General features: G+C 71.6%; 20 protein-coding genes, 1 pseudogene and 1 riboswitch. Of the genes and pseudogenes, 8 read left to right on the top strand and 13 right to left on the bottom strand.

Annotated features, from left to right (window positions below; translation table 11 throughout):
• Nucleotides 1-155 precede the first annotated feature (155 nt).
• Nucleotides 156-266, bottom strand: a pseudogene (locus tag FYX01_RS27315) (L-serine ammonia-lyase, iron-sulfur-dependent, subunit alpha); the annotation flags it as partial.
• A 76-nt stretch (nt 267-342) separates the two neighbouring features.
• Between FYX01_RS27315 and FYX01_RS22460 the strand changes: the two are divergent.
• Together FYX01_RS22460 and FYX01_RS22455 are read left to right on the top strand one after the other, a co-directional pair.
• Nucleotides 343-546 carry a hypothetical protein gene (locus FYX01_RS22460; protein WP_150244550.1) on the top strand — a complete coding sequence of 68 codons (204 nt, stop codon included), beginning with the start codon at nt 343-345 and terminating at the stop codon, nt 544-546.
• Nucleotides 547-951, top strand: coding sequence for a type II toxin-antitoxin system death-on-curing family toxin (locus FYX01_RS22455; RefSeq protein ID WP_394350498.1), 405 nt, complete (start codon nt 547-549; stop codon nt 949-951).
• A gap of 6 nt (nt 952-957) precedes the next feature.
• On the opposite strand, the gene FYX01_RS22450 is transcribed toward FYX01_RS22455, so the two are convergent.
• The 4 genes from FYX01_RS22450 to gcvT all read right to left on the bottom strand — a co-directional run bounded on the left by FYX01_RS22450 (nt 958) and on the right by gcvT (nt 5,363).
• The gene (locus FYX01_RS22450; RefSeq protein ID WP_150244544.1) at nt 958-2,370 is read right to left on the bottom strand and encodes an L-serine ammonia-lyase; all 1,413 of its coding nucleotides are present in this window, start codon (nt 2,368-2,370) and stop codon (nt 958-960) included.
• Nucleotides 2,371-2,440: 70 nt separating this feature from the next.
• Nucleotides 2,441-3,709, bottom strand: a complete 1,269-nt coding sequence (locus tag FYX01_RS22445) for a serine hydroxymethyltransferase (RefSeq protein WP_150244541.1) — start codon at nt 3,707-3,709, stop codon at nt 2,441-2,443.
• A 7-nt stretch (nt 3,710-3,716) separates the two neighbouring features.
• On the bottom strand, nt 3,717-4,097 hold the full coding sequence (gene gcvH / locus FYX01_RS22440; protein ID WP_150244538.1) for a glycine cleavage system protein GcvH: 381 nt from the start codon (nt 4,095-4,097) through the stop codon (nt 3,717-3,719).
• A gap of 153 nt (nt 4,098-4,250) precedes the next feature.
• Nucleotides 4,251-5,363 carry a glycine cleavage system aminomethyltransferase GcvT gene (gene gcvT / locus FYX01_RS22435; RefSeq protein WP_150244535.1) on the bottom strand — a complete coding sequence of 371 codons (1,113 nt, stop codon included), beginning with the start codon at nt 5,361-5,363 and terminating at the stop codon, nt 4,251-4,253.
• Nucleotides 5,364-5,508: 145 nt separating this feature from the next.
• Nucleotides 5,509-5,611, bottom strand: a riboswitch (glycine riboswitch).
• Nucleotides 5,612-6,039: 428 nt separating this feature from the next.
• Between gcvT and blaOXA the strand changes: the two genes are divergently transcribed.
• Complete coding sequence (gene blaOXA / locus FYX01_RS22430; RefSeq protein ID WP_394350501.1) at nt 6,040-6,807, top strand: class D beta-lactamase; 768 nt, start codon at nt 6,040-6,042, stop codon at nt 6,805-6,807.
• Between the two features lie 63 nt (nt 6,808-6,870).
• Here the strand turns inward: blaOXA and FYX01_RS22425 are convergent, their stop codons facing one another.
• Entirely contained in the window at nt 6,871-7,932 is a 1,062-nt protein-coding gene (locus tag FYX01_RS22425; RefSeq protein WP_150244529.1) for a 3-deoxy-7-phosphoheptulonate synthase, read from the bottom strand.
• Nucleotides 7,933-8,187: 255 nt separating this feature from the next.
• Nucleotides 8,188-9,906, bottom strand: a complete 1,719-nt coding sequence (locus tag FYX01_RS22420) for an AMP-binding protein (protein WP_150244526.1) — start codon at nt 9,904-9,906, stop codon at nt 8,188-8,190.
• A 217-nt stretch (nt 9,907-10,123) separates the two neighbouring features.
• Between FYX01_RS22420 and FYX01_RS22415 the strand changes: the two genes are divergently transcribed.
• Nucleotides 10,124-11,011 (top strand): DUF4429 domain-containing protein, encoded by an 888-nt coding sequence (locus tag FYX01_RS22415; RefSeq protein WP_150244523.1) that lies wholly within the window; start codon nt 10,124-10,126, stop codon nt 11,009-11,011.
• 254 nt (nt 11,012-11,265) lie between these two features.
• A complete protein-coding gene (pip, locus tag FYX01_RS22410; protein ID WP_150244520.1) occupies nt 11,266-12,222 on the top strand; it encodes a prolyl aminopeptidase in 957 nt (318 codons plus the stop codon).
• Between the two features lie 103 nt (nt 12,223-12,325).
• Here the strand turns inward: pip and FYX01_RS22405 are convergent, their stop codons facing one another.
• From FYX01_RS22405 to FYX01_RS22395, 3 genes are all read right to left on the bottom strand, one after another.
• Nucleotides 12,326-14,251, bottom strand: a complete 1,926-nt coding sequence (locus tag FYX01_RS22405) for a DUF4153 domain-containing protein (protein WP_223830596.1) — start codon at nt 14,249-14,251, stop codon at nt 12,326-12,328.
• Nucleotides 14,252-14,397: 146 nt separating this feature from the next.
• Entirely contained in the window at nt 14,398-15,666 is a 1,269-nt protein-coding gene (locus FYX01_RS22400) for an NAD(P)/FAD-dependent oxidoreductase (RefSeq protein WP_150244517.1), read from the bottom strand.
• A 44-nt stretch (nt 15,667-15,710) separates the two neighbouring features.
• Nucleotides 15,711-16,673 carry an asparaginase gene (locus FYX01_RS22395; RefSeq protein WP_150244514.1) on the bottom strand — a complete coding sequence of 321 codons (963 nt, stop codon included), beginning with the start codon at nt 16,671-16,673 and terminating at the stop codon, nt 15,711-15,713.
• Nucleotides 16,674-16,942: 269 nt separating this feature from the next.
• On the opposite strand from FYX01_RS22395, the gene FYX01_RS22390 reads away from it, so the two are divergent.
• Complete coding sequence (locus tag FYX01_RS22390) at nt 16,943-17,851, top strand: 3'-5' exonuclease (protein WP_150244511.1); 909 nt, start codon at nt 16,943-16,945, stop codon at nt 17,849-17,851.
• Between the two features lie 15 nt (nt 17,852-17,866).
• On the opposite strand, the gene FYX01_RS22385 is transcribed toward FYX01_RS22390, so the two are convergent.
• From FYX01_RS22385 to FYX01_RS22375, 3 genes are all read right to left on the bottom strand, one after another.
• Nucleotides 17,867-18,127 carry a hypothetical protein gene (locus FYX01_RS22385; protein WP_150244508.1) on the bottom strand — a complete coding sequence of 87 codons (261 nt, stop codon included), beginning with the start codon at nt 18,125-18,127 and terminating at the stop codon, nt 17,867-17,869.
• A gap of 150 nt (nt 18,128-18,277) precedes the next feature.
• Nucleotides 18,278-18,937, bottom strand: a complete 660-nt coding sequence (locus FYX01_RS22380; RefSeq protein WP_150244505.1) for a TetR/AcrR family transcriptional regulator — start codon at nt 18,935-18,937, stop codon at nt 18,278-18,280.
• A gap of 71 nt (nt 18,938-19,008) precedes the next feature.
• Complete coding sequence (locus tag FYX01_RS22375) at nt 19,009-19,698, bottom strand: biliverdin-producing heme oxygenase (protein ID WP_150244502.1); 690 nt, start codon at nt 19,696-19,698, stop codon at nt 19,009-19,011.
• 522 nt (nt 19,699-20,220) lie between these two features.
• Between FYX01_RS22375 and FYX01_RS22370 the strand changes: the two genes are divergently transcribed.
• Nucleotides 20,221-21,486: a PP2C family protein-serine/threonine phosphatase gene (locus FYX01_RS22370; protein ID WP_150244657.1), complete on the top strand. Its 1,266-nt coding sequence runs from the start codon at nt 20,221-20,223 to the stop codon at nt 21,484-21,486.
• Between the two features lie 23 nt (nt 21,487-21,509).
• Entirely contained in the window at nt 21,510-23,441 is a 1,932-nt protein-coding gene (locus FYX01_RS22365) for an ATP-binding protein (protein WP_150244654.1), read from the top strand.
• Nucleotides 23,442-23,459 lie beyond the last annotated feature (18 nt).

Below are 23,459 nucleotides of genomic sequence, written 5' to 3'. Positions count from 1 at the left end.
GAAGACCGGCAGCGACCGGTAGGTGGTACTGAACTCTCGGGCCCCGGCGCCGCACGGCGCTGGGGCCCTCGACGTGCGCTCAGGCTCAGGAAAGAGAGGGAAGCGGCCGTCGGCGGTCGTCACCACCGCGGGGCCACCCGGCCTCGGCTCGTCCCTCAGCACTCGATGACGTTGACGGCCAGGCCGCCGCGCGAGGTCTCCTTGTACTTGTCCATCATGTCGCGGCCGGTGTCGCGCATGGTCCGGATGACCTTGTCCAGCGATACGGGTCTACGACGTCTCCCGGCGTTTCGGCGTCCTCGGGTATTCTGGTGGCAGATCGTGCCTTGAAAGGGGGCGAGCATGTCGGTACTCGGTATCGAGTTCACGGAGGTGGAGGCGGAGCAGATCCGTCAGACCGCCGCCGCTGAGAAGCGGCCACCGCAGGAACTGGTCCAGGAGATGCGGGAGAGTATGCTCGCCGAGGTCCGCCGCCGTCGTTTCCTGGCTGCGGCACGGCGCGTCACCACCCTCTCCGCCGAGCTCAACGAGAGGCTCGCCGAGTAAGTGGAGGATGTCTTCTACCTGGACTCGGCGATGGTCATCGACATCACCACCATGGCTCTGGCCCAGGAGGAGCAGGGTGCTGCCGTGGTTCGTGACCATGGGCTCCTCGAGAGCGCCGTCCATCGTCCGAAGGGGTCTTCGTTCGGGAGCGATCACTACCCGGACATTTTCGAGAAGGCCGCCGCATTGATGCACTCCTTGGCCAGGAACCATGTGTTCCTCGACGGCAACAAGCGAGCCGCGTGGAACTCCACGGCCGTTTTCCTCGAAGTGAACGGGAGGCCCCTGGCGGATCCCGTCGACGTGGACCGCGCCGAGCGCTTCGTTCTGGGCGTCGCCACGGGAAGGCTCGGTGGCATCGAGGACATCGCGGCGGCCCTGCGCACGTTCCACGTGGCGCGCTGATCTCCCTCAGCACTCGATGACGTTGACGGCCAGGCCGCCGCGCGAGGTCTCCTTGTACTTGTCCATCATGTCGCGGCCGGTGTCGCGCATGGTCCGGATGACCTTGTCCAGGGACACGAAGTGGCTGCCGTCGCCGCGCAGCGCGATGCGCGCGGCGCTGATCGCCTTGACCGAGGCCAGCGCGTTGCGCTCGATGCACGGCACCTGCACCAGACCGCCGATCGGGTCGCAGGTCAGCCCCAGGTTGTGCTCCATGGCGATCTCCGCGGCGTTCTCCACCTGGGCGGGGGTGCCGCCCAGCACCTCGGCCAGACCGGCGGCGGCCATCGAGGAGGCCGAGCCCACCTCGCCCTGGCAGCCCACCTCGGCACCCGAGATCGACGCGTTCTGCTTGAACAGGATGCCGACCGCACCGGCGGTCAGCAGGAAGCGGACCACGCCCTCGTCGTCCGCGCCCGGACTGAAGTGCATGTAGTAGTGCAGCACCGCGGGCACGATGCCCGCCGCCCCGTTGGTCGGCGCGGTCACCACCCGGCCGCCCGCGGCGTTCTCCTCGTTCACCGCCAGCGCGTACAGGGTGATCCAGTCACTGCCGCGCATGGGGTCGGAGTCCACGGTCGTCGGCGCCAGCAGGCCCGAATCGTCGCAGTTGCCGCCCAGCTGCCGGTACAGGCGGTGCGCCCTGCGGGGCACCTTCAGCCCACCGGGCAGACTGCCCTCGGTGCCCACGCCGCGGCGCACACACTGGCGCATCGCCTCCCAGACGGTGAGCAGTTCGGCGCGGATCTCCTCCGGGGCGCGCCCGAACGCCCGCTCGTTGGCGAGCATCACGGCGCTGATCGACATCCCCGTCTCGGCGCAGATCCCCAGCAGCTCCCCGGCGCTGTCGAAGGGGTGCGGCAGCACGGTGTCGTCCGGCTTGATCCGGTCCGCGCCCGCGGCCCGCTCGTCCACGACGAACCCGCCGCCCACCGAGTAGTACACCCTCGCGGCCAGTTCGCTCCCGTAGGGATCCACCGCCACGAACCGCATCCCGTTCGGGTGGTCGGGCAGGCTCTCCTTGCGCCGGAAGTCCACGTCCACGGCCGGATCGAAGGCCACGGGAGGCCCGTCGGGCCCGCCCAGGTACAGGGTCCGCTCCTCACGCACCCGCCCGACCAGGTCGGGCACCGAGTCCACGTCCACGTGCTCGGGGGTGTGTCCCATCAGCCCCAGGATCACGGCCTTGTCGCTTCCGTGCCCCTTGCCGGTGAGCGCCAGGGATCCGTACAGCTCGGCCCGCACCCGGGCCGCACCGTCGAGCAGGCCGTCCTCGCGCAGTCCGTCCACGAACGTGCGCGCGGCCTTCATCGGCCCGACCGTGTGCGAGCTGGAGGGGCCGATACCGATTTTGAACAGGTCGAACACGCTGATGGCCATGGCTGTCCTCCTCGTTGAGTACAGGGCCGGGCGACGCCGTGCGGGGCACCGGGCCCCGCACGGCGGGGCTCTACAGGTTCGGGTAGAGCGGGTACTTCGCGGTCAGCGCCTGCACGCGGCCGCGCAGCGCGGCGGCGTCGAACTCCGGCTTGAGCGCCTCGGCGATGACGTCCGCGACCTCGGCGAAGTCCTCGTCGCCGAAACCGCGGGTGGCCAGTGCCGGGGTGCCGATCCGCAGACCGGAGGTGACCATCGGCGGGCGCGGGTCGTTGGGCACCGCGTTGCGGTTGACCGTGATCCCGACCGAGTGCAGGCGATCCTCGGCCTCCTGGCCGTTGAGCTCGGAGTTCACCAGGTCCACCAGGACCAGGTGCACGTCCGTCCCCCCGGTGAGCACCTTCACGCCGACCTCGGCCGTGTCCGGACGGGTCAGGCGCTCGGCGAGCAGCCTGGCACCGGAGACGGTGCGACGCTGGCGGTCGGCGAACTCCTCGCCCGCCGCGACCTTGAGCGAGACCGCCTTGGCCGCGATCACGTGCTCCAGCGGTCCACCCTGCATACCGGGGAACACCGCGGAGTTGATTTTCTTCCCGTACTCCGCCTTGGCCAGGATCAGGCCGCCGCGCGGACCGCCCAGGGTCTTGTGCGTGGTGGTGGTGACCACGTCGGCGTGCGGTACCGGGTTGGGGTGCAGTCCCGCCGCGACCAGGCCGGCGAAGTGCGCCATGTCCACCATCAGCAGCGCGCCGACCGAGTCGGCGATCTTGCGGAAGCGGGCGAAGTCCAGCTGGCGCGGGTAGGCCGACCACCCGGCGACGATCATCTTCGGCCGGTGCTCCTCGGCGAGCGCCTCGACCTCGTCGTAGTCGACGGTGCCGTCCTCGTCCCGCACGTGGTAGGCCACCGCGTTGAGGATCTTGCCGGAGTAGTTGATCTTCATGCCGTGGGTCAGGTGGCCGCCGTGGGCCAGGTCCAGGCCCAGGATGGTGTCGCCCGGCTTGAGCAGCGCGAAGTACACGGCCGTGTTGGCCTGCGCGCCCGAGTGCGGCTGCACGTTCGCGTGCTCGGCGCCGAACAGCGCCTTGGCGCGGTCGATCGCGAGCTGTTCGACGACGTCGACGTGCTCGCACCCGCCGTAGTAGCGGCGGCCGGGGTAGCCCTCCGCGTACTTGTTGGTCAGGACGGTGCCCTGCGCCTCGATGACCGCCTGGGGAGCGAAGTTCTCCGAGGCGATCATCTCCAGGGTGTCGCGCTGGCGGGCCAGCTCCGCGTCGACCGCGGCCGACACCTCGGGGTCCAGTTCGCCCAGCGTCTTGTTGAGCGTGTTGTCAGTAGCCATCGGGGGCCTACTCCTCGCCTTCGGTCAGCTTGGTGTACTCCTCGGCGGAGAGCAGATCGGAGGGCTCCTCGGACACACGGACCCTGAACAGCCACCCGGCTCCGAAGGGCTCGGAGTTGACCGACTCGGGCTCGTCCTCGAGGGCCTCGTTGACCTCGACGACCTCGCCGTTCACCGGTGAGTAGATGTCGCTGACGGACTTGGTGGACTCCACCTCGCCGCACGGCTCGCCCGCGGACACCTCACTGCCGGCCTCGGGCGTCTCGACGTAGACGATGTCGCCCAGGGCCTCGGCGGCGAACGAGGTGATCCCGACGGTGGCGATCCCGTCCTCGATCACGACCCACTCGTGTTTGGCGGTGTAACCCAGCTCCGTGGGAACGCTCACTTCAACTCTCCTTGGAGGTGTTCCATTTTCCTGCCGCGCGCCCGTAGGGCTGCCCGGCCCGGCCTACGCCCGGTCACGTCCCGTGTGCGCGGGTCCCTGTGGGGATCCCGCCGCGCGGGGCGTACGGGCCTTCGAGGTGTGAAGGCCCCTGCTCTACGGCTGCCGCTTGTAGAACGGCAGTTCGACCACGTCGACGTCCTCGGCCCGTCCGCGCACGTCCACGGTGAACGTGCCGGTCGAGGTGTCGAGGTCGCCGTCCACGTAGGCCATGGCGATGGGGCGGCCCAGGGTGGGTGAGGGCGCGCCGCTGGTGGTGGTTCCGACGACCGCGTCGTCGCGCAGCACGTCCTGGCCCCCGCGCAGCGGGCGGCGCCCGCGCGCGAGGAGGCCGATGAGGCGGCGGGGACGGGAGGTGCGCGAGGCCTCCTCCAGGGCGGCCCGGCCCACGAAGTCACCCTTGTCGAACTTGACCACCCGGCCCAGGCCGGCGTCGAAGGGGGTGAGTTCGGCGGTGAGCTCCTGCCCGTACAGCGGCATCCCGGCCTCCATGCGCAGGGTGTCGCGGGCCGAGAGCCCGGCGGGCACGAGGCCGTGCCTCTCCCCCTCGGCCATGAGGGCTTCCCACACCTTCGGGGCCTTCGTCGCGGGGTTGAGGAAGATCTCGAAGCCGTCCTCGCCGGTGTAGCCGGTGCGGGCGAGCAGGACGGGCTCACCGGCGACGGTGTGCTCGTATCCGGCGTAGTAGCGGATGTCGTCCAGGTTCGCGTCGGTCAGCGGCGCCAGGACGTCCACGGCGCGCGGGCCCTGGAGGGCGATCAGGGCGTGGTCGGCGGACTCGTCGGCGACCTCGGTGTCGAAGCCGGAGGCCCGCTCGGCCAGGGCGGAGGCCACGACCGGCACGTTGGCGGCGTTGGCCACGACGAGGTACTCCTCCTCGCCCAGCCGGTAGACGATGAGGTCGTCCAGGACCCCGCCGTCCTCGTCGGTGATCATGGTGTACCGGGCCCGGCCGACCTTGACCCGGGACAGGTACCCCACCAGCGCGTGGTCCAGGGCGTCGGCGGCCTGTGGCCCGGTCAGCCGGATCTCGCCCATGTGGGAGAGGTCGAACAGGCCTGCGGCCTCGCGTACCGCCTTGTGCTCGGCGGTCTCACTTCCGTAGCGCAGCGGCATGAGCCATCCGGCGAAGTCGACGAGGGTGGCGCCGGCCTTCTCGTGGACCTCGCGCAGCGTTGTGGAGCGCGGCGCGGATGCGGGCTCTGACATGGGCACTCCCGAGAGGATGGGCGTCGTGACATGAGTGGCGTTGCCATCCTCCCCCTCTGTCATCGGTGCCTGAGAGCTTCGCCATGCGCTCGGCGTGGCTTGCACCTTCGGCGAGGGACGGCCCGTCCCTGCTTTCCAGAGTGGTCTCGCCCGTACGGTCCACTGTGCCTGAGAGGTTGTCTTCGGGGAGGAATTGCTCCTTCGGCGGCCGCGCGCTGGATACGCGGGCACTCTCCCGTACGGGGTCAGCAACACGTTCAGCCTAGCAGCGGCCGCACACGGCCCCAAGAGCGCCCGGGGAGCCCGGAGGCCCGGAGGCGCGCCGCGGCGGGTCCGCGGTGGGCCGTGCCTCGCACCCGTAGGCCGTGTCCGGCGCTCCGCGGAAGTCCGTGCGACACTCGCCCAACCCGTTCCTCGGAGAGGAGCGGGAGGTTAGCGTGTGCCGAGGACGGGCTTTCGGCGCGTGGAGGGATGGCGAGTGCGGACCGACATCGAGCACAGGGCCGGGAAGAGGCGCGCGGCGGCGTTCGGGGTGCCCGCGCTGGCTGCCGGATGCGTCCTCATCCTGGCCGTGGGGACCGGGTGCGCCGGGGACGGACGGGGCGGCGGGCCCCGGGACCCGGGGGAGGCCGCCGGGACCGCCGCGGACGGGGCGGGGAACGGGGACCGGCCCCGGATCCGGGGTGACGTGGCCACCGAGGAGCGCGAGGACCTGGAGGCGGTGTTCTCCGAGGAGGGGGTCGAGGGCACCTTCGTGCTCTACGACGTGCGGGAGCGGACGGCGGCCGTGGTCAGGCCGGAGGAGGCCCGCGAACGCGCGGTGCCCGCGTCCACCTTCAAGCTCGCCAACACCCTGATCGGACTCCAGACGGGTGCGGTCGGGGACGTGGACGAGGTGCTGCCCTACGGCGGCGGGTCGCAGCCGGTTCCCGCCTGGGAGCAGGACGTGTCCCTGCGCGAGGCCCTCCCCGCCTCGAACGTGCCCGTCTACCAGGAGCTGGCCCGCAGGGTGGGGCACGAGCGGATGGCGACGTGGGTGGACCGGCTCGACTACGGCAACCGGTCGGTGGGCGGCGCGGACGCGGTGGACCGGTTCTGGCTGGAGGGTCCGCTGGAGATCTCCGCCATGGAGCAGACCTCCTTCCTGGCCGGCCTGGCCCTCGCCGACCTGCCCGTGGACTCCGGGCACCAGCACGCGCTCCACGAGATCGCCACCGTGGAGGAGGGCGACGGCTACACCCTGTACGCCAAGAGCGGCTGGGCCCGGGACGTCGACCCCGCTCCCGGCTGGTGGGTGGGCTGGGTGGAGCGCGGCGAGGACGTGTACACGTTCGCGCTGCGCGTCGAGGTGGAGGAGGACGGGGACGCCGGACTGCGGGAGCCGCTGGCCCGGGAGATGCTCGTGGAGCTGGAGGCCCTGCCCCCGGAGGCCGCCGGGGAGTGAGCCCGCGGGAGTACGGGGCCGTCCGGACGGGCGGGGCTCCGCCGCGGACGGTCCCGACCCGTGTCAGCCCGCGTTCTTGCGGCGCTGGCGCACGGCCTCGGCCAGCTGGGAGAGCACCTCGCCGGTGGTCTCCCACCCCATGCACTTGTCGGTGATCGACTGGCCGTAGGTCAGGTCGGCCGGGTTGCCCAGCTTCTGGGCGCCCTCGACGATGAAGCTCTCCAGCATGACGCCGACGACGCCCTTCTGGCCCTCGGCGACCTGGGCGGCGACCGACGCCGCCACACCCGGCTGACGGGTGTGGTCCTTGCCGCTGTTGGCGTGGCTGGCGTCGATCATCAGGCGGCGGGGCAGCCCGGAGCCCTCGATGACGTCCAGGGCCGCGTTGACCGGCTCGGCGCCGAAGTTGGGGCCGCTGCGTCCGCCGCGCAGGATGACGTGGCAGTCGGGGTTGCCCTCGGTCTCGACCACGGAACCGGCCCCGGCGGGGTCGATTCCGAAGAAGGTGTGTGATGCGGCGGCGGCGCCGACGGCGTCCACGGCCACCTGCACGTCGCCGTCCGTACCGTTCTTGAAGCCCACGGGCGTGCTCAGGCCGCTGCTCAGCTGGCGGTGCACCTGGCTCTCCGTGGTGCGCGCCCCGATGGCGCCCCAGGAGACGACGTCGGCGATGTACTGGGGGGTGATGGGGTCGAGGAACTCGGTCCCGGCGGGCAGCCCCAGCGAGTTGATGTCCAGCAGGAGCTTGCGCGCGGTGCGCAGGCCGCGGTGCACGTCGTAGGTGTCGTCCAGGCCGGGATCGTTGATCAGGCCCTTCCACCCCACGGTGGTGCGCGGCTTCTCGAAGTACACGCGCATCACGACGCACAGCTCGTCGCGCAGGGAGGGCACCAGCTCGGCCAGGCGACGGGCGTAGTCCATGGCGGACTCGGGGTCGTGCACCGAGCAGGGGCCCACGACGACCAGGAGCCGGTCGTCGTCGCCGTCCAGTACCCGCTTGACCTCGGCGCGCGAGTCCTCCACGAGGGAGCTGCGCTCGGGCCCCAGCGGAAGCTCGGCCAGCAGGTCCCGGGGGGCGATGAGCGGCTTGTAACTGGCCACCCGCGTGTCGTTCGTGCTCGGCATGGTGTTCCCCTCGGGTCCCGTCTGTCCTTATTTCGCTGTCGTCACTAAAGCTGTCGCCGTGAAAACAGTAGCGCGGCCGGACACGGGCGGCGCGGCCGCACCGGGTATTTCGGCACGGACCGCGTGATGGGAAGGACCACACTGGTTCGGCGAGCGAAAAAGCGTCTCATTTCGTGAGACGTCATTTCTGTGAACCCCGGACAATTTCCGTCCGGGGCGGTCGCCGCGGTGGAGAGGGGTGCGTCTCCGACCCGGTCAGTCCTTCAGTCCCGGGAGGTCCTCCTCCCAGTACTCGTGCGGGTTGCGCGTGCCGTCGGTGACCGCGCCGCGCTCGGCCTCGGCCCGGCGCAGCTGTACCCGACGAATCTTACCGGAGACGGTCTTGGGCAGCTCGGCGAACTCCAGACGGCGCACCCTCTTGTACGGCGACAGGCGCTCGCGCGCATGCGCGAGGACCGCCCGCGCGGTCTCGGCGTCGGGCGCCACCCCCTGGGCCGGGGCCACGTACGCCTTGGCCACCGCGAGCCGCAGCGGGTCGGGCGAGGGGACGACGGCGGCCTCCGCCACGTATTCGTGCTCGACCAGAACGCTTTCGAGTTCAAATGGTGAGATTCGGTAATCTGAGGCCTTGAACACATCGTCGGACCGGCCGATATAGGTAATGTAGCCGTTCGAATCCCGACTGGCGATGTCACCGGTGCGGTAGAGGTCGCCGCGGGTTACCGACCGGGTGAGGTCGGAGTCGTCGACGTAGCCCTTCATCAGGCCCACGGGCACCTCGGTCAGATTCACGCAGATCTGTCCGGTGTCGGACGGCTCGTCGGTGGCCTGGTCCGTCAGGAGCACGTCGTACCCGGGCAGTTCCCTCCCCATCGATCCGGGCACCACCTCCTGGCCGGGGCCGTTGCCGAGCAGCATGGTCGTCTCGGTCTGCCCGAATCCGTCGCGTACGGTCAGACCCCACGCATCGCGTGCCCGCGCCACCACCTCGGCGTTGAGCGGCTCGCCGCTGGCGACCGCCTCACGCAGTCCCACGTCCCACGAGGCCGTGTCGGTCCGGAGGAGCATCCGCCACACCGTGGGCGGCGCGCACAGGACGTCCACTCCGCAGCGCACCACCTCGTCCAGCAGCCGTCCGGCGTCGAACCGCTCCTGGTTGACCACCAGTACCGTCGCCTCGGCGTTCCACGGCGCGAACACGCTGCTGTAGGCGTGCTTGGCCCAGCCGGGCGCGGACACGTTCAGGTGGACGTCGCCCGGCTGCACTCCCAGCCAGTACATGGTCGACAGGTGCCCCACCGGGTACGAGCACTGGGTGTGGGTGACCAGTTTCGGCCAGGAGGCGGTCCCGGAGGTGAAGTACTGCAGCAGGGAGTCGTCGGGGTGGGTGGGGTGCGGCGGGCGGAAGTCCAGGCCGGCGTGCTCGGAGTCGGCGTAGCTCAGCCACCCCTCCACGTAGCCCACGCAGATCCGCGTCCAGTGCCCCCGCAGCGACGCGAACTTCTCCGTCTCCGTCGCCGCGCAGACCACGTGCGCGATGTAGCCGCGCTCCAGCCGGTCCAGCAGGTCGTTCTCGGACAGGGCGGTGGCGGTCGGGGCGACCACGGCGCCGAGCTTGATCGCGGCGAGCAGGGTCTCCCACAGCTCCACCTGGTTGCCGAGCATCAGCATGATCCGGTCGCCCGCGCGCACACCCTGGTTGCTCAGCCAGTTCGCCACCTGGCTGGAGCGCTCCGACATCTGCTGGTAGGTGTACCTGGCCTGGCTGCCGTCGTCCTCCACGATCCACAGCGCGGTCCGGTCCGGGCGCCGCTCGGCCACCTCGTCGAAGTAGTCCAGCGCCCAGTTGAACTGGGCCGGTCGGGGCCAGGTGAACTCCCGGTGCGCCCTCTCCTGGTCCTCGCGGTGCGTCAGGAGCAGGTCCCGTGCGGCACGGAACTCCGCCGCACCCGCGGCGGCCTTCTCTCTCGACATCTCTGGCGACCTCCGGTTCAGGGACAGGGTGCCGACCGCACTGCCCGTCGGCTCCGCCCGGGAAGGGGCGGCGGGACGGGCGTGCCCCGCTGGTCCTACCCGGGATGCGTGGACGTGACGCCTCACGGGACGGCCTCCGGCCTCGCGGCCGGCGGTCCCCGGAGCGCCGTTCGACGGGTCTCCCGCACCGGCCCGCATCGCCCTAGGATTGGTGCACATGGAGGAACTACGCGGGCACCACGGAACCTGGCGGATCGACGGCGAGACGGTGCGTATCCGTTTCGACTCCGGCCGCAAGGTGCCCACCCTGCTCAAGTCCCTGGGCAGCTGCTCGGTTCCGATGGCCGCCGTCCGCGAGGTCGTCTTCGACCGCGGCGGCCGTAAGCACGGGTGGCGGCTGCGGCTGCGGCTGGCGGAGGGCACAGACCCCTACGCGGCCCTGGGCGTCCCCGGTCATGACGGGCTCACCCCGCTGCTGATCACCGGGCCGCACGAGGGCGAGCTCCTCGCCGAGTACTTCTCCGACCAGATCGCCGCCTCGGCCCGCCTCACCCGGGAGACCCTCACCGAGGAGCTCGACCCGCGCGAGGTGGCCAGAGGGCTGGTGGCCCGTCCTCCGCTCCAGGTGCGCACCGCCGAGGGGTCGGCGTCCTTCGACGGGACCCGGGTACGCCTGCAGTGGGACGGCTGGCTCGCCAGCACGGTCAAGGAGAAGGAGAAGTCCCGCGACTACCAGTTGTCCGAGATCGAGTCCGTCCAGTGGTACCCGCCGGTCGACATCACCGAGGGGTACCTGCGGATCGTGCTGCGCGGCGTGACCATCCCCGAGGCCACCGCGCTGGACAACGACCTCTTCACCCTGGCCTCGCACGGCTCCAAGGGCAGCGAGGAGACCCTGCTGATGGCGGCCACCGTCAACACCCACGTCGCTCCGGCGGAGGAGACGGGGGCGGGCACCGCCGCGCTCGGAACGGGAGCGGTGACAGACGACGGCGGCGAGGCGATCTTCTCCAAGATCCGCGAGCTGGGGCGCCTGCACGCCGAGGGACTGCTCACCGACGAGGAGTTCGGCGCCAAGAAGGCGCAGCTCCTCGACCGGCTCTGACGGTGTTCTCCGCGTGCTCGCGATCCCGCCCGTCGCCCTCCACCACCCTCACCGGCCGGCCTTCGGCCGTGGTCCCCCGCGAAGGGCCCAGGGCGCGGAGAACCGGGATCCCCCGTCTCGTCGCCTTCGCCCGTCGTTCGTTCCTCACCCGCGGCTCGGCTCCTCACGCGGAACCCGGTACGCCCCCCGCACCTGCTTCCTTCGCCTCCACCGGGGACCGCCCGGGGAGCACACGTTCACGAAAGGCCCACGTTTTGCGCACCCTGTACCCGCCCATCGAGCCGTACGACTCGGGGATGCTCGACGTCGGCGAAGGACACCGCGTCTACTGGGAGCTGTGCGGCAACCCCGCGGGCAAGCCGGTGGTGTTCCTGCACGGCGGACCCGGCGGCGGCTGCAACCCCGACCAGCGCAGGCTCTTCGACCCCGAGCGGTACCGGATCCTGCTGTTCGACCAGCGCAACTGCGGCCGGTCCACCCCGCACGCCAGCCGGATGGACACCGACCTGTCCACCAACACCACGTGGACACTGGTGGAGGACATGGAGCGGCTGCGCGAGATGGTCGGTGCCGAGACCTGGCAGGTCTTCGGCGGCTCCTGGGGCAGCTGCCTGGCGCTGGCCTACGCCCAGCTCCACCCCGACCGGGTCAGCGAACTCGTCCTGCGCGGTATCTTCACCCTGCGCGACGAGGAGATCGCCTGGTTCTACCAGCACGGCGCCTCCATGCTCTTCCCGGACCTGTGGGAGGAGTACCTGGCGCCGATCCCGGAGGAGGAGCGCGGCGATCTGGTCGACGCCTACGCCCGCCGCCTCGCCTCGCCCGACCGCGACGTGCGCCTGGAGGCGGCCCGCGCGTGGAGCGTGTGGGAGGGGTCCACGGTCACCCTGCTGCCCGATCTGGCGCTGCGCGAGCACCACGCGGGCGAGGACTACGCGCTGGCCTTCGCGCGCATCGAGAACCACTACTTCCACCACCGCGGTTTCCTCACCCCGGACCAGCTCATCGACGGGGCGGAGAGGATCCGGCACATCCCCGGCGTGATCGTGCAGGGCCGCTACGACGTGTGCACCCCGGCCCACACCGCCTACCAGCTGCACAAGGCGTGGCCGGAAGCGGAGTTCCACCTCGTGGACGACGCGGGGCACGCGTTCAGCGAGCCCGGCATCCTGCACCACCTGATCGAGGCGACCGACCGCTTCGCGCGGTAGGCGGTGGGTGGTCCGGTCCCCGAAGGCGCGCCGCGCTGCCTCCCGGGACCGGACCGCCCGCGCCGCGGGGGAGTCCCGTCTCCCGTGTCCGCCGACCGATGTCCTAGTCGTACTGATCCGGCAGGTCGGACACGCGGTCGAAGGAGCAGTCCAGGCCCGCCTGGCCGCCGATGTCGAACAGGCCCAGCTCGTCCAGCTGCTGGTGTCCCTGGTGGCGGGACAGGTTCCACGACGCGAAATCCATGTCGCCGAGATCCTCCATACGGTCCTGGAACCCCACCAGCGCGCAGTCGCGGTCCTCGCCCTCCAGTCCCATCAGCCCGGGGACCGCGTCGGTGGACAGGTCGCGCAGGTACCAGGTGTCGACCACGGCCAGGTCCAGGTCGTGGTGGCTCTCGGCGATGCGCAGGTCGGGGTTGCCGTAGGCGAACACGGCCAGGGCGACGCCGGAGAGGGCGACCGTGACCCTGGGCAGCCAGGCCGCCGGCCGGCCCAGGGTGTTGAGCACGCCCGCCGCGATCACCAGGCCGAACACCCCGGCGCTCCACAGGATCCACGTCTCGGCGCTGATCCGCAGCCGGGTCAGGCCGAAGGTGTCGATGTACAGCTGCAGGCGCATCATCGCCGAGGCGAGGATGACCAGGGTGAGCACGCACAGCAGCCCGAGCAGGACGTTGCGCAGGGTGCGGGTGGCGGCCGGACGGGACGGCAGGACGCGCACGGCCACCGCGGTGACGCACAGGACCAGCACGCTGACCACGACCAGCTGGAAGAAGCCCTGGCGGGCGTACTCGGCGTAGGTGACCCCGGCGACGCGCTGGACGTGGTCCTCGCCGCCGAACATGGCGACGGCCTGCACCGCGAGGAAGGCGGTGAACAGCAGGACCAGGGCGCCGAGCGGGATCGTCCACACCCACACCGGAAGGGGCGTCCGGTCGGAGCCGGCGGCCGCGGGGCCGGGGTGGGGGACGGGCTTGGGCGCGTGGCGGCGGCGGGCGGTCAGGACCGCGGCGCCGGTGAAGAGGACGGCCACCACCGCGGCGAACAGGTCGCCGAGCGGGTTGAACGCGTGGGGCCCCGAGAACAGCCCCGAGAAGATCCGGTACAGATAGCCGGCGAACACCGCGTCGGCGAACGCGAACAGCAGGCCGAAGACGAGCAGCAGGACGACCGTGGACAGCACGGTGAGCACGACCGGCCCGACCAGGTCGCGGGATCGCGCACCGCGCAGCGGCGCGGTCAGGAAACGGGGCGTGGAGGGCAGGTTGCGGAACAGGGCCAGGGATCCGGTGAGGACGCCGACCGCGCCCTGGCGCGAGGCCGGGTTGCGCGCGGCGAAGGCCATCGAGGCGAAGAGGAAGGACGCGGCCAGCGTCCAGAGGAGCACCCAGACCGCGTCGCGGAACACCGCCGTGAACAGCAGGGCGGCGGCGAGCACGCCGTAGACGGCCGACCAGGTGTGGGAGTAGCGGTCGGGCCCGGGGGCTGTGTCAGTGCTCCACAGGGGCGGCGCCCCTGTGGAGTCGCCGGCGTCGGACTCCACCGCCTCGGCGGTGTCGGCGGTGCCCTCAGGTGGCGGTGCCCCGTCTTCCGCCCTCTCGGCGGGGCCGCTCCCCGTGGTCGCGGAGAGGGGGCGACCGCCTCCGGTCCCGGAGTCCTCGGACCTTCCCTCCTCCCCTTCCTCCACGCCGCTCTCGGGGATGGAGGGGCGCACCATGAGGGCGGCGAGCGCGGTCAGACCGGCGACCACGCCGGTGATGACCAGGCCGATCCCCGGCCGGTCGAGTGTGGCCAGCAGAGCGGCCACCACGCCGACGCCGAGCACGGCGACCGGCAGCCACGCGGGCGCCCGGGGCAGCGGGACCCGGGGTCTGGGCGGCCGGTGGTACATCTGCTGGTACTGCTGCGCGTAGGAGGGGGGCCCGAACGGAGGGCCGTGCTGGCGCGTCCCCGGGGGAGGGCCCGGGGGGCCGGGCGGTCCCGCCGGCGACGAGTCCTCGGAACTCATGGCGGTCTCGTTCTCGCTCACTTCACGCACCTTTCTCAACGGCACCGTAGGGGCTCGGTGCCGTCGGGAGTGTGACAGTGCTCGATCGCCGACGGTTCACGTGATGTCTGGTTTCGTCACCGGCGAGCGCGTCCGCCGGGCCGGGCGCGTGTGCCCCGGGCGGGCCGTCACCGTACGGGAGTGAACCCGGCGGCCTCCAAGGCCTCGTCCCACGTCGTCGGCTTCTCCAACAGCCCCCGGTAGCGCATCGTCCGCGGTGTGGAGCGCAGCCCCAGCACACCGGTGAGCATCCCGTCCCGGCCGAGGAAGGCCACGAACTTTCGGTCCTCCGGGGAACCGTGCACGAAGGTGACCCGATCGGCCGGGGCGCCCTGCCCCAGCAGCTGGACCTTCATCTTGTATTGGTCCGACCAGAAGTAGGGGACCGGGGTGAAGGGCGTGCGCCCTTTCTCGCCCGCGAGCAGGTTGTGCGCGGCGGCCTCGCCCTGCTCTCCCGCGTTGGTCCAGTGCTCCAGCCGGATCCGCCCGCCGTAGCGCGGGTGCGGCCAGTTCGCCAGGTCGCCGACCGCGTACACGTTCGGCACCGACGTCGCGGAGTACTCGTCGCACGCCACCGAGCCGTCGGCCATCAGCTCCACCCCGGACCCGCGCAGCCACTCGGTGTTCAGGTGCACGCCGATCCCGGCGACCACCAGGGAGGTCTCCACGGCGGAGCCGTCGGCCAGGCGGACGCGTTCCACCCGGTCCCGGCCCTCGAAGCCGGCCACGCCCACGCCCAGGCGCACGTCCACGCCGTTCTCCCGGTGCAGCTCGGTCAGGACCTCGCCGATCCGCGGGTCCACCACCCGGGTCAGCGGTGTGGGAGCCGCCTCCACCAGCGTCACGTCCATGCCCACCGCGCGGGCGCTGGCCGCCACCTCGGCGCCGACGAACCCGGCTCCGACCACCACCAGGCGGCCGCCGGAGTCGAACTCCGCCCGCACCGCCTCGGCGTCGTCCAGCGTGCGCAGGACGTGCACGCCCGCCAGGCCGGTGTCGGGGCGCCGCGCCCGCGCACCCGTGGCGATCACCAGGCCGTCGTAGCGCACCGTCCCGGTGCCGCCGGGACCGGACACGCGCACCTCGCGGGTGTCGGTGTCCAGCCCCACGGCCCGGCTGCTCGGACGGAAGTCCAGGTCGAGTTCGTCCACGGCCTCCTCGCCGCGCAGCCGCAGCGCCCGGTGGCCCACCAGCCAGCCGGGACCGCCCCCGGAGGGGTCCATGCCCATGCCGGTCAGGACCTCCTTGGACAGCGGCGGCCGCGAGTAGGGGCGGTGCGCCTCCTCGCCGACGAGTGTCAGCCGCCCCTCGAACCCGCGTTCGCGCAGCGCCTCGGCGGTGTGCAGCCCCGCCATCCCGGCGCCGACGATGACGATGTCGTTCAGGGTGTCCCGCACGGTGGTGTCCCTTTCGGTGGTGTGGTCCCTCACGGGAGGGTTCGTCAGAGTGGGCGGACCTCGCCGACGGGGGCGCCACCTCCGTGGACGTCGACGCGCAACCGGTCCTGGACGGAGGACACGTCCACACCGAGGGTCCGCAGCGCGTCGAGTGCGACCAGGGTACGCGCGCGCTGCTCGGCGTCCCCGTCGCTGATCTTGACGGCGGCGGTCTCGCCGGTGGCGGCGCCGAGCAGCAGGACGCCGTCGGCGCCGCCCTTGGCGACCAGCCCGGGCATCCGCGTCATGAGGTCGGTGTCGATACGGCCGGTGCCCGCCACGTACAGCGGGTGGGAGCTCATCGCGTCGACCACCGCGCGCTCCTGGGAGCCCCCGGGGGCGGTGCGCATACGCCACAGGCCCCGGGCCAGCCCGGTCAGGGTGACGGCGAGCTGGGGCGCCCCGCAGCCGTCCACGGCGGTGTGCGCGACGGGCTCCTCGCACAGGTCCTCGATGGTCTCGCGCACGAGCACCTGGAAGGGGTGTCCGGGGTCGAGGTAGTCGCCGGTGCTCCACCCCTGGGCGACGCAGGCGGAGAGCATGCCCGCGTGCTTGCCCGAGCAGTTCATCAGCACGCGCTCAGGCCCCCGGCCGGCGCGGACGAACTCCTCGCGGGCCTCCCTGCCGCCGGGGGCGTCGGGCGGGCAGCGCAGGTCGTCGGCGGTGAGTCCGGCCGCGGCGAGGACGCGCTCGGCCTCGGCGACGTGGAGGTCCTCGCCGCTGTGGCTGCCCGCGGCGACGGCCAGGGAGGAGCCCTCCAGGGGCGCGCCCGCGCGCAGCATCGCCAGCGCCTGGAAGGGCTTGGCGGAGGAGCGCGGGAACATGGGCTGGTGCACGGGGCCGCGCGCGTAGGCGGTCCGGCCGTCCGGGGACAGCCCGACGACCGCGCCGTAGTGGACGCTCTCGAGCATCCCGGACCGGACGACCTCCGCCAGGGGGACGTACTCGGGCAGCGGTTTCTGGGGCATGCGGGCTCTCCTCGCCGTTGAGGTCGGGGCAGGGTGTGCGTGGAGTGTCCTCGCCTGGGTGGACACGCCTAAGAACGTTACATAATCCACCTTTCTTCCGGTCGCCCGGCGGACGCGGACCGCGCGGACCACGGGGAACGGCGGTGGGGTCTCCGGGGCGGTGGGGTGCGCGCGGGAAGCGTTGTCGGACACGGGGAGTAGGGTCGTTGCCGGTACACACCAGGAGGAACGACCGGCCGACAAGGTGGGACGAGGGAGTGGGGCACACGATGGGAACGCTGCGGGCGGGCGCGCTGACCCGGCGCCGGGTCGGCATGCGGGCGGCGGACCTGGAGTACGCGGTGCTCGACATGGAGACCACCGGCCTCGACCCGCGCGAGGGCGCGCGCATCGTGGAGATCGCCGTGGTGCGTGTGCGGGGCGACGGCAAACTGGTCGAGGAGTTCAGCACCCTGGTCGACCCGCGCGCGCCGGTGGGCGGACGGGAGTTCCACGGCATCACCGAGAGCGACACCGTCGGTGCCCCGACCATCGCCCAGGTGGCGCCCAGGCTGGCCGGGCTGCTGTCCGGCGCGGTCGTGGTCAGCCACAACCTCGACTTCGAACAGCGCTTCCTCGACTCGGAGCTGGCTTTCGCGGGTCTGCCGACGGGACAGTCCGGACTGTGCACGCTGCGCGCGCTGCGTTCGCAGGTGGACCTGGAGCGGTACTCGCTGCCCAAGGCCTCCTTCCAGCTCAGCGGTGACTGGCCGACCGGGCAGCACACGGCGCTGGGTGACGCCCGTGCCTGCGCCAAGCTGCTCGCGGAGATGCTCACCAACGCCCCGGGCGAGCTGCGCTACGTCGGGCCCTCCCCGAAGCGCTTCGCGGCGACGGGTCCGGCTCCCGGAACGGCGGACACGCCGGTCCGGTGGAAGCCGCGTACGGCGTCGGTGCCCGGCGGGTTGCAGCCGCTGAGCCGCTGGCGTGCGCGGTGGCGGCCCCACGAACTGGACCCGGTGCTGTGCGGCGGGTCCTTCGGCGCCACGGACCGGGCGACGGCCGAGGCGGTCGCGCACCGCGACACCCGTGTCCGGGAGCGGCTGGCCACGGTCGCCGCCGTGACGGGCGGGATCGCGGCCACGGCCGCGGGCGGACTGCTGGTGAGACTGGTGGGCGGCCACGTCGGCGGGGCCTGAACGGCCGGGCCGCGCTCAGAAACCGAACAGGGTGAGGAAGAGCGCCAAGATCAGGGTGCTGCCGCCGACCGCGGTGAGCAGTGCCCGGCCCTGCTCGGTGAGCCGGGCCGGGATCAGGCGCACGCGCGGGGGCGCCCCGGGGCGCCCCGCGGTGGTCACGGAGCCGCCGCGGCCGGAACGGGGAGCCGAGGACCGTCCGGGCACGTAGCGGGGCACCTTGTTGAACAGGGCGACCGACACCAGGGCGGCGCCGAGGATGATCAGTACGAGGGACACGTCGGAGAGGTCCTCACACTCGGTCGAAGGGGTAACCGTCCGGGGCGGACGGGGCACCGATTCTTGCCGATGGGGCCGTGCCGTCGCGACCTGGGAGCGCCCGGCCGACGTTGTGACGGGAGTTAGGCCCCAACCCTTATGACCTGGTGTTTATACCCTCCCACCCTGGGTTGTGGTGCCTGTGGGTTTGAGGAGGATGGTGTCGACGGTTTCGGTCACCACTCCGAGGGCGCGGAGCACGAACCGGGTGACCAGCGCGTGGGTCTCGTCCAGGTCGATCTCGCCGCTGACGAGCGGCAGGCGCTGGGAGCCGACCATCGACAGGGTGAGCCGGGCCGTGTGCTCGGCGGGCAGGGAGTCGAACTCGCCCGCGAGGGTGCCCTCCTCCAGGATCTCGGTCAGCAGGCGCTGCATGGGCGCCACGTGGGCGGCGAGCGCCTGGTAGGCGTCGGGGCCGAGGCTGGCCCCGAGCTCGGCGGCGGGCGGGTGCGGATGCGCCATGATGCCTTCCAACTGGAGGCGGACGAACGCCGAGAGCCGTCGTGCCGCCGACACTCCCGAGGGCAGTTCGCGCCGGTACCGCTCGACGAAGGCGATGTTGACCTGCTCGGTGAACGCCAGGAGCAGGGCGGGCTTGTCGGGGAAGTAGTTGTACAGCGCGGTGCGGGTCAGACCCGCGGAGTTGGCCACGTCGGTCATGGAGACACGGTCGATCCCCTGGGTCCGGATCAGCTCGTCGACGGCCTCCATGATGCGCTCCCGCGTACGGGCGCGGTGGGCGGCGATGGTGGGAGCCGTGATCTTGGGCATCCTCCTATGGTGTCACGGCACGGGGACGCCGTGGCGTGTTCCGGCGGCGTCGTGGAGCGGCCTCGGGCGCCTCAGGCCGCGCCGGGCACGTACGTCCGGCCCAGGTCGGCGAACACCTCGGTGTTGAGCTGGTAGGCCAGCCGGGTCTCGGCCACCAGGCGGGCCGCGGCGGTCTCGTCCAGGTCCAGGGAGTCGAGCCGTTCCCGGTACCCGGCGCGGAACCGGGGGAGGCTGCCCAGCCCGTCGAAGACGTAGAAGGCGGTACCGGCCCCGTCGGTGAACCCGTAGGCCCGGGCCGCCACGCGGCGGATGAACTGGCCCCCGGACACGTCGCCCATGTAGCGGGTGTAGTGGTGGGCGACGAACCCCTCGGGGTGGTCCGCCATCTGTTCGATGCGCGCCGCGTAGGTGCGGGTGGCCGGGCTGGGGGAGATCCGCTCGCGCCAGTCGGCGCCGAGCAGGTGCTCCAGGTCGCGGACCAGGGCGGGGACCCGTTCCAGTTCCGGCCGGTGGAACCCTCCGGCGACGGGATCGTCCGCCAGCAGCCTGCCGGTCTCCTCCAGCGCGACGTAGGCGAAGTAGTGCTGGGCGACCATCCCGGTGTACCCGGCCAGGGAGAGCGTGCCGTCCAGGAGGGCCCGGGCGAACCCGTGGTCCTCCGCGGCCTGGTGATCGCCCCAGGTCGCGGCCCTGAGCCGTTCGGAGAACGACTCGGGCGAATCGGGGACGGCCGTCGTGGGGGCCTCGGCCGCTGTGCTCATCGGTACTGTCCGCCTTCCGTGCCACATGTTTTATGACATCATGTCATTTAGATGTCCGGCACTGTCAAGGCGGATGCGACACCCTGTCACGAAAAACCGTTCCCGGCCTCCTCCGGTCGAACCCCGGAACACGTTCGAGTGGATCCGGGAGAGTCGAACACGATCTCGGGTAGGCTCCGCTTGGTTCCAGGCGTGTCCCCCGTCACATCCCGTACGTGCTTCTGCATGCGAATATGCCCGTTCCATCCAGGTGCGGGGAGCCCCTCCGTGAACCCGTCCCGGGCGGGAACGGGTCCTTCCACGGGTGGAACGGCGCAACGGTTCCGTCCGTCGGCGTCGGATGTGTCTCGTCACGGCCGCTGGTCAACAGGTCGCCGGGGCGATTATCGTTTGGATGCCGTGCGGTCCGAGCCGTTGGGAAGAGCCCCGGATGCCTCCGGGGCCATGCGGCGCGAAGAAGCACCCCACGGACCGGCAGACCAAGGGCGATGAGTGGATACCAGGAGAACAGAGCACGATCCCGTGACGGTGATCGGCGAGGAGGCGGCACGGGCCGCTTCCGCCAACAGTGCTGCCTCGCATGACAGCGCCTTCCTGGACGACGACACCGTTGCGAGCGAGCACGGGGAGGCCAACGTCGAATCGGTCGACGTCCTACTGATCGAAGACGACCCCGGTGACGCCTTCCTCGCCGAGGAGCTCCTCGACGAGACGGCCCTGACCACGCGCATCACCTGGGTCCCGACCCTCGGTGAGGCGCGCGGGCACCTTGAGGGGTTCCGCGGTTGCGTGCTGCTCGACCTCAACCTCCCCGACGCCCATGGCCTGGACCTGCTCCGCGAGGTCCTGGAGAGCGCGCCCGGAGCGGCCGTCGTCGTCCTCACCGGGCTCGACGACGAACACGAGGGCGTCGCCGCCGTGGCCGCGGGCGCCCAGGACTATCTCGTCAAGGGCCAGGTCGACGGCTCCCTGCTCGGGCGCAGCCTGCGCTACTCCCTCGAACGGCGCCGCGCCGACGAGAACGCCCACCAGCTTCGTGAGGCCCGCCTGCGCGCCCGCGAGAACATGCGCCTCGAACGCGGGCTGCTGCCCCAGGTCCTCCTCCAGCGCTCGCCGCTGGAGCACCGCGCCTACTACCGCCCCGGCCGCAAGCGCGCCCTGGTCGGCGGGGACTTCTACGACGCGGTCGAGAAGGACGGCACCACCCACGTCATCATCGGCGACGTCAGCGGGCACGGCCCCGACGAGGCCGCCCTCGGCGTCAGCCTGCGCATCGCCTGGCGCGCCCTCATCATGGGCGGCGTCGACGAGGAACGGGTCCTGCCCAACCTGGAGGACATCCTGGTCAGTGAACGCGCACAGGAGGAGCTGTACGCGACGCTGTGCATGGCGAGCCTGGACACCGGCGACGACCGGTTCAGGCTCCGCGTCCTGGGACACCCGCCGCCCATGATCCTGCGCGACGGCGCGGTCGAGGAGACCCGGGTCACCCCCCAGCCCCCTCTGGGCATCTTCCCGGTCGAGCAGACCGACATCGACGAGGTCGTGCTTCCCGTCGGGTCGACCATGCTCTTCTACACAGACGGCCTCGTGGACGCCTACGACGGCGCTCCGCCCGCGCGCCTGGAGGTCGCGGGCCTGCGCCGCATGGTCACCGGCGTGCTGGCACAGGACACCTCCCTGCCGCAGTTGCCCGAACACCTGGTGGACGAGGCCGAGCGCAGCAACGGAGGACCGCTCCAGGACGACGTGGCGATGCTGCTCATCACCCACGGAGAGCCCGGGTGAGAGAGCTCGGAGAGGGGACGGCCATGGAGACCGAGGGATCCGGGTCGGCCCCGGGCACCGGCGTGCGCGGTGGCGCTTCCACCGGCGGCACGCACTTCGTCAACGGCACGGGCCGCGAGCGCGGACGCCCTCCCCGCGAGTCGTGGAGCCTGCGGCGGCGCGTCACCAGCCTGCTGACCGTGGTCGCCATCGTCCTGGTCGTGGCGGTGTCGGTCATCACCCTGGCCGCGTTGGAGGCCCGCGAGTCCCTCAGCCTGCAGGTCGACTCCCTGACTCCCGCCGTGAGCGCCGTCGAGCAGACCAGCGGGGCCTACCTCACCCAGGACCACGCCCTGCGCGGCTACATCCTCACCGAGGACCGGGAGTTCCTCCAGCCCTACGTCGAGAGCCAGCTGACCCTGGCGGAGCACAGGGCCTCCCTGATCCAGCTGGCCGAGGACAACCCCGAGGTGGCCACCAACGTCGACGACATGCTCACCGCGGGCCGGGTGTGGACCGAGGAGTTCGCCGAGCCCGCCCTGGAGCAGGTCAGCAACGGCCAGGAGATCTCCCAGGAGGACCTGCGGCGCGGCCGGATCCTGTTCCTGGAGCTCACCCGGGTCAGCGACACCACCGCCCAGCAGCTGAGGGCCGAGATCAACGAGGCCCGCGACGGTCTGGCCCTGGCCACCCAGCAGGTCGTCGCCCTGCTGGTCCTGGTCGGCCTGGTCGTGGTGTTCCTGTCGGTGTTCCTGTGGGTGATGCTCCAGCAGTGGGTGCTGCGCCCCCTGGACGAACTGGCGGGTCACATGCGCCAGGTGTCGGAGGGCTACTACGCGCACAGGATCTCCCTGAACGGTCCGCCGGAGATCGTCCGGCTCGGCCGGGACGTGGACGCCATGCGCGAGCGCATCGTGCACGACCTGGAGGAGGTCGGCTCCGCCCGGCGCAAGCTCCAGGAGCAGTCCACCCTCCTGGAGAGCCAGACCGAGGAGCTGCGCCGCTCCAACCTGGAGCTGGAGCAGTTCGCCTACGTCGCCTCCCACGACCTCCAGGAGCCGCTGCGCAAGGTGGCGAGCTTCTGCCAGCTCCTCCAGCGCCGCTACCACGGTCAGCTGGACGAGCGCGCCGACTCCTACATCGACTTCGCGGTCGAGGGCGCCAAGCGTATGCAGACCCTCATCAACGACCTGCTGGCCTTCTCCCGGGTCGGCCGGACCAGGAACTTCGCCCCGGTGCCCCTGGACGGCGCCCTGGACGACGCGCTGAGCAGCCTGTCCACCCGGCTGGAGGAGGTGGACGCGGAGGTCACCCGGGACCCGTTGCCGACCGTGCAGGGCGACCGCACCCTGCTCACCCAGGTGTTCTTCAACCTGGTGGGCAACGCCGTGAAGTTCCGCGGCGAGGAGACCCCCCGTGTCCACATCAGCGCCGAGCGGCGCGAGGACGAGTGGGTGTTCTGCTGCGCGGACAACGGGATCGGGATCGAACCGCAGTACGCCGAGCGCATCTTCGTGATCTTCCAGCGGTTGCACACCAGGGACAAGTACACGGGAACGGGCATCGGCCTGGCGATGTGCAAGAAGATCGTGGAGTTCCACGGGGGGCGGATCTGGCTGGACACCGACCCGCGCGGCTCCGAGGTGCCCGAAACCTCAGAGGAAGAGAACTCCGGCCAGACCGGAACCCGCATATGCTGGTCCTTGCCCGTCGGCTCCGGGGAGGAGGGGAATGCGGTTTCCGAGGAGGGAACCGCTGGAACCGCTCCCAGCGATAACGGAGTCGAGGGCACCGAGGATGCCGAGCCCACCACCCCCGGGGACTCGGATCCGACGGCCGCACGACAGTCCGCGGGTACGGGTTCCCCGGAGGAGGACGACGGCGCCGAGCCGGACGACGGGTCCGACGGCGCCCGGTCCGCTCCACCCGGTACCAGCGGCGGTACGGTTCCCCCCGACCACGGGGCGGGGCCCTGAGGCAGGGGTCTGGAAGCT

The sequence above is a fragment of the Nocardiopsis quinghaiensis genome (assembly GCF_008638365.1).
GTDB lineage: Bacteria > Actinomycetota > Actinomycetes > Streptosporangiales > Streptosporangiaceae > Nocardiopsis > Nocardiopsis quinghaiensis.
Note: the sequence above shows the minus strand (reverse complement) of the source record. Positions and strands in the feature narration are given on the sequence as shown.

What these genes read in the sequence shown, in the direction of transcription:
- FYX01_RS22365 (WP_150244654.1), top strand. Translation starts at nt 21,510, where the DNA reads ATGGAGACCGAGGGATCCGGGTCGGCCCCGGGCACCGGCGTGCGCGGT.
- gcvT (WP_150244535.1), bottom strand. Translation starts at nt 5,363, where the DNA reads ATGTCAGAGCCCGCATCCGCGCCGCGCTCCACAACGCTGCGCGAGGTC.
- FYX01_RS22425 (WP_150244529.1), bottom strand. Translation starts at nt 7,932, where the DNA reads ATGCCGAGCACGAACGACACGCGGGTGGCCAGTTACAAGCCGCTCATC.
- FYX01_RS22415 (WP_150244523.1), top strand. Translation starts at nt 10,124, where the DNA reads ATGGAGGAACTACGCGGGCACCACGGAACCTGGCGGATCGACGGCGAG.
- FYX01_RS22375 (WP_150244502.1), bottom strand. Translation starts at nt 19,698, where the DNA reads ATGAGCACAGCGGCCGAGGCCCCCACGACGGCCGTCCCCGATTCGCCC.
- FYX01_RS22445 (WP_150244541.1), bottom strand. Translation starts at nt 3,709, where the DNA reads ATGGCTACTGACAACACGCTCAACAAGACGCTGGGCGAACTGGACCCC.
- FYX01_RS22450 (WP_150244544.1), bottom strand. Translation starts at nt 2,370, where the DNA reads ATGGCCATCAGCGTGTTCGACCTGTTCAAAATCGGTATCGGCCCCTCC.
- FYX01_RS22395 (WP_150244514.1), bottom strand. Translation starts at nt 16,673, where the DNA reads ATGCCCCAGAAACCGCTGCCCGAGTACGTCCCCCTGGCGGAGGTCGTC.
- FYX01_RS22460 (WP_150244550.1), top strand. Translation starts at nt 343, where the DNA reads ATGTCGGTACTCGGTATCGAGTTCACGGAGGTGGAGGCGGAGCAGATC.
- FYX01_RS22380 (WP_150244505.1), bottom strand. Translation starts at nt 18,937, where the DNA reads ATGCCCAAGATCACGGCTCCCACCATCGCCGCCCACCGCGCCCGTACG.
- FYX01_RS22390 (WP_150244511.1), top strand. Translation starts at nt 16,943, where the DNA reads ATGGGAACGCTGCGGGCGGGCGCGCTGACCCGGCGCCGGGTCGGCATG.
- FYX01_RS22420 (WP_150244526.1), bottom strand. Translation starts at nt 9,906, where the DNA reads ATGTCGAGAGAGAAGGCCGCCGCGGGTGCGGCGGAGTTCCGTGCCGCA.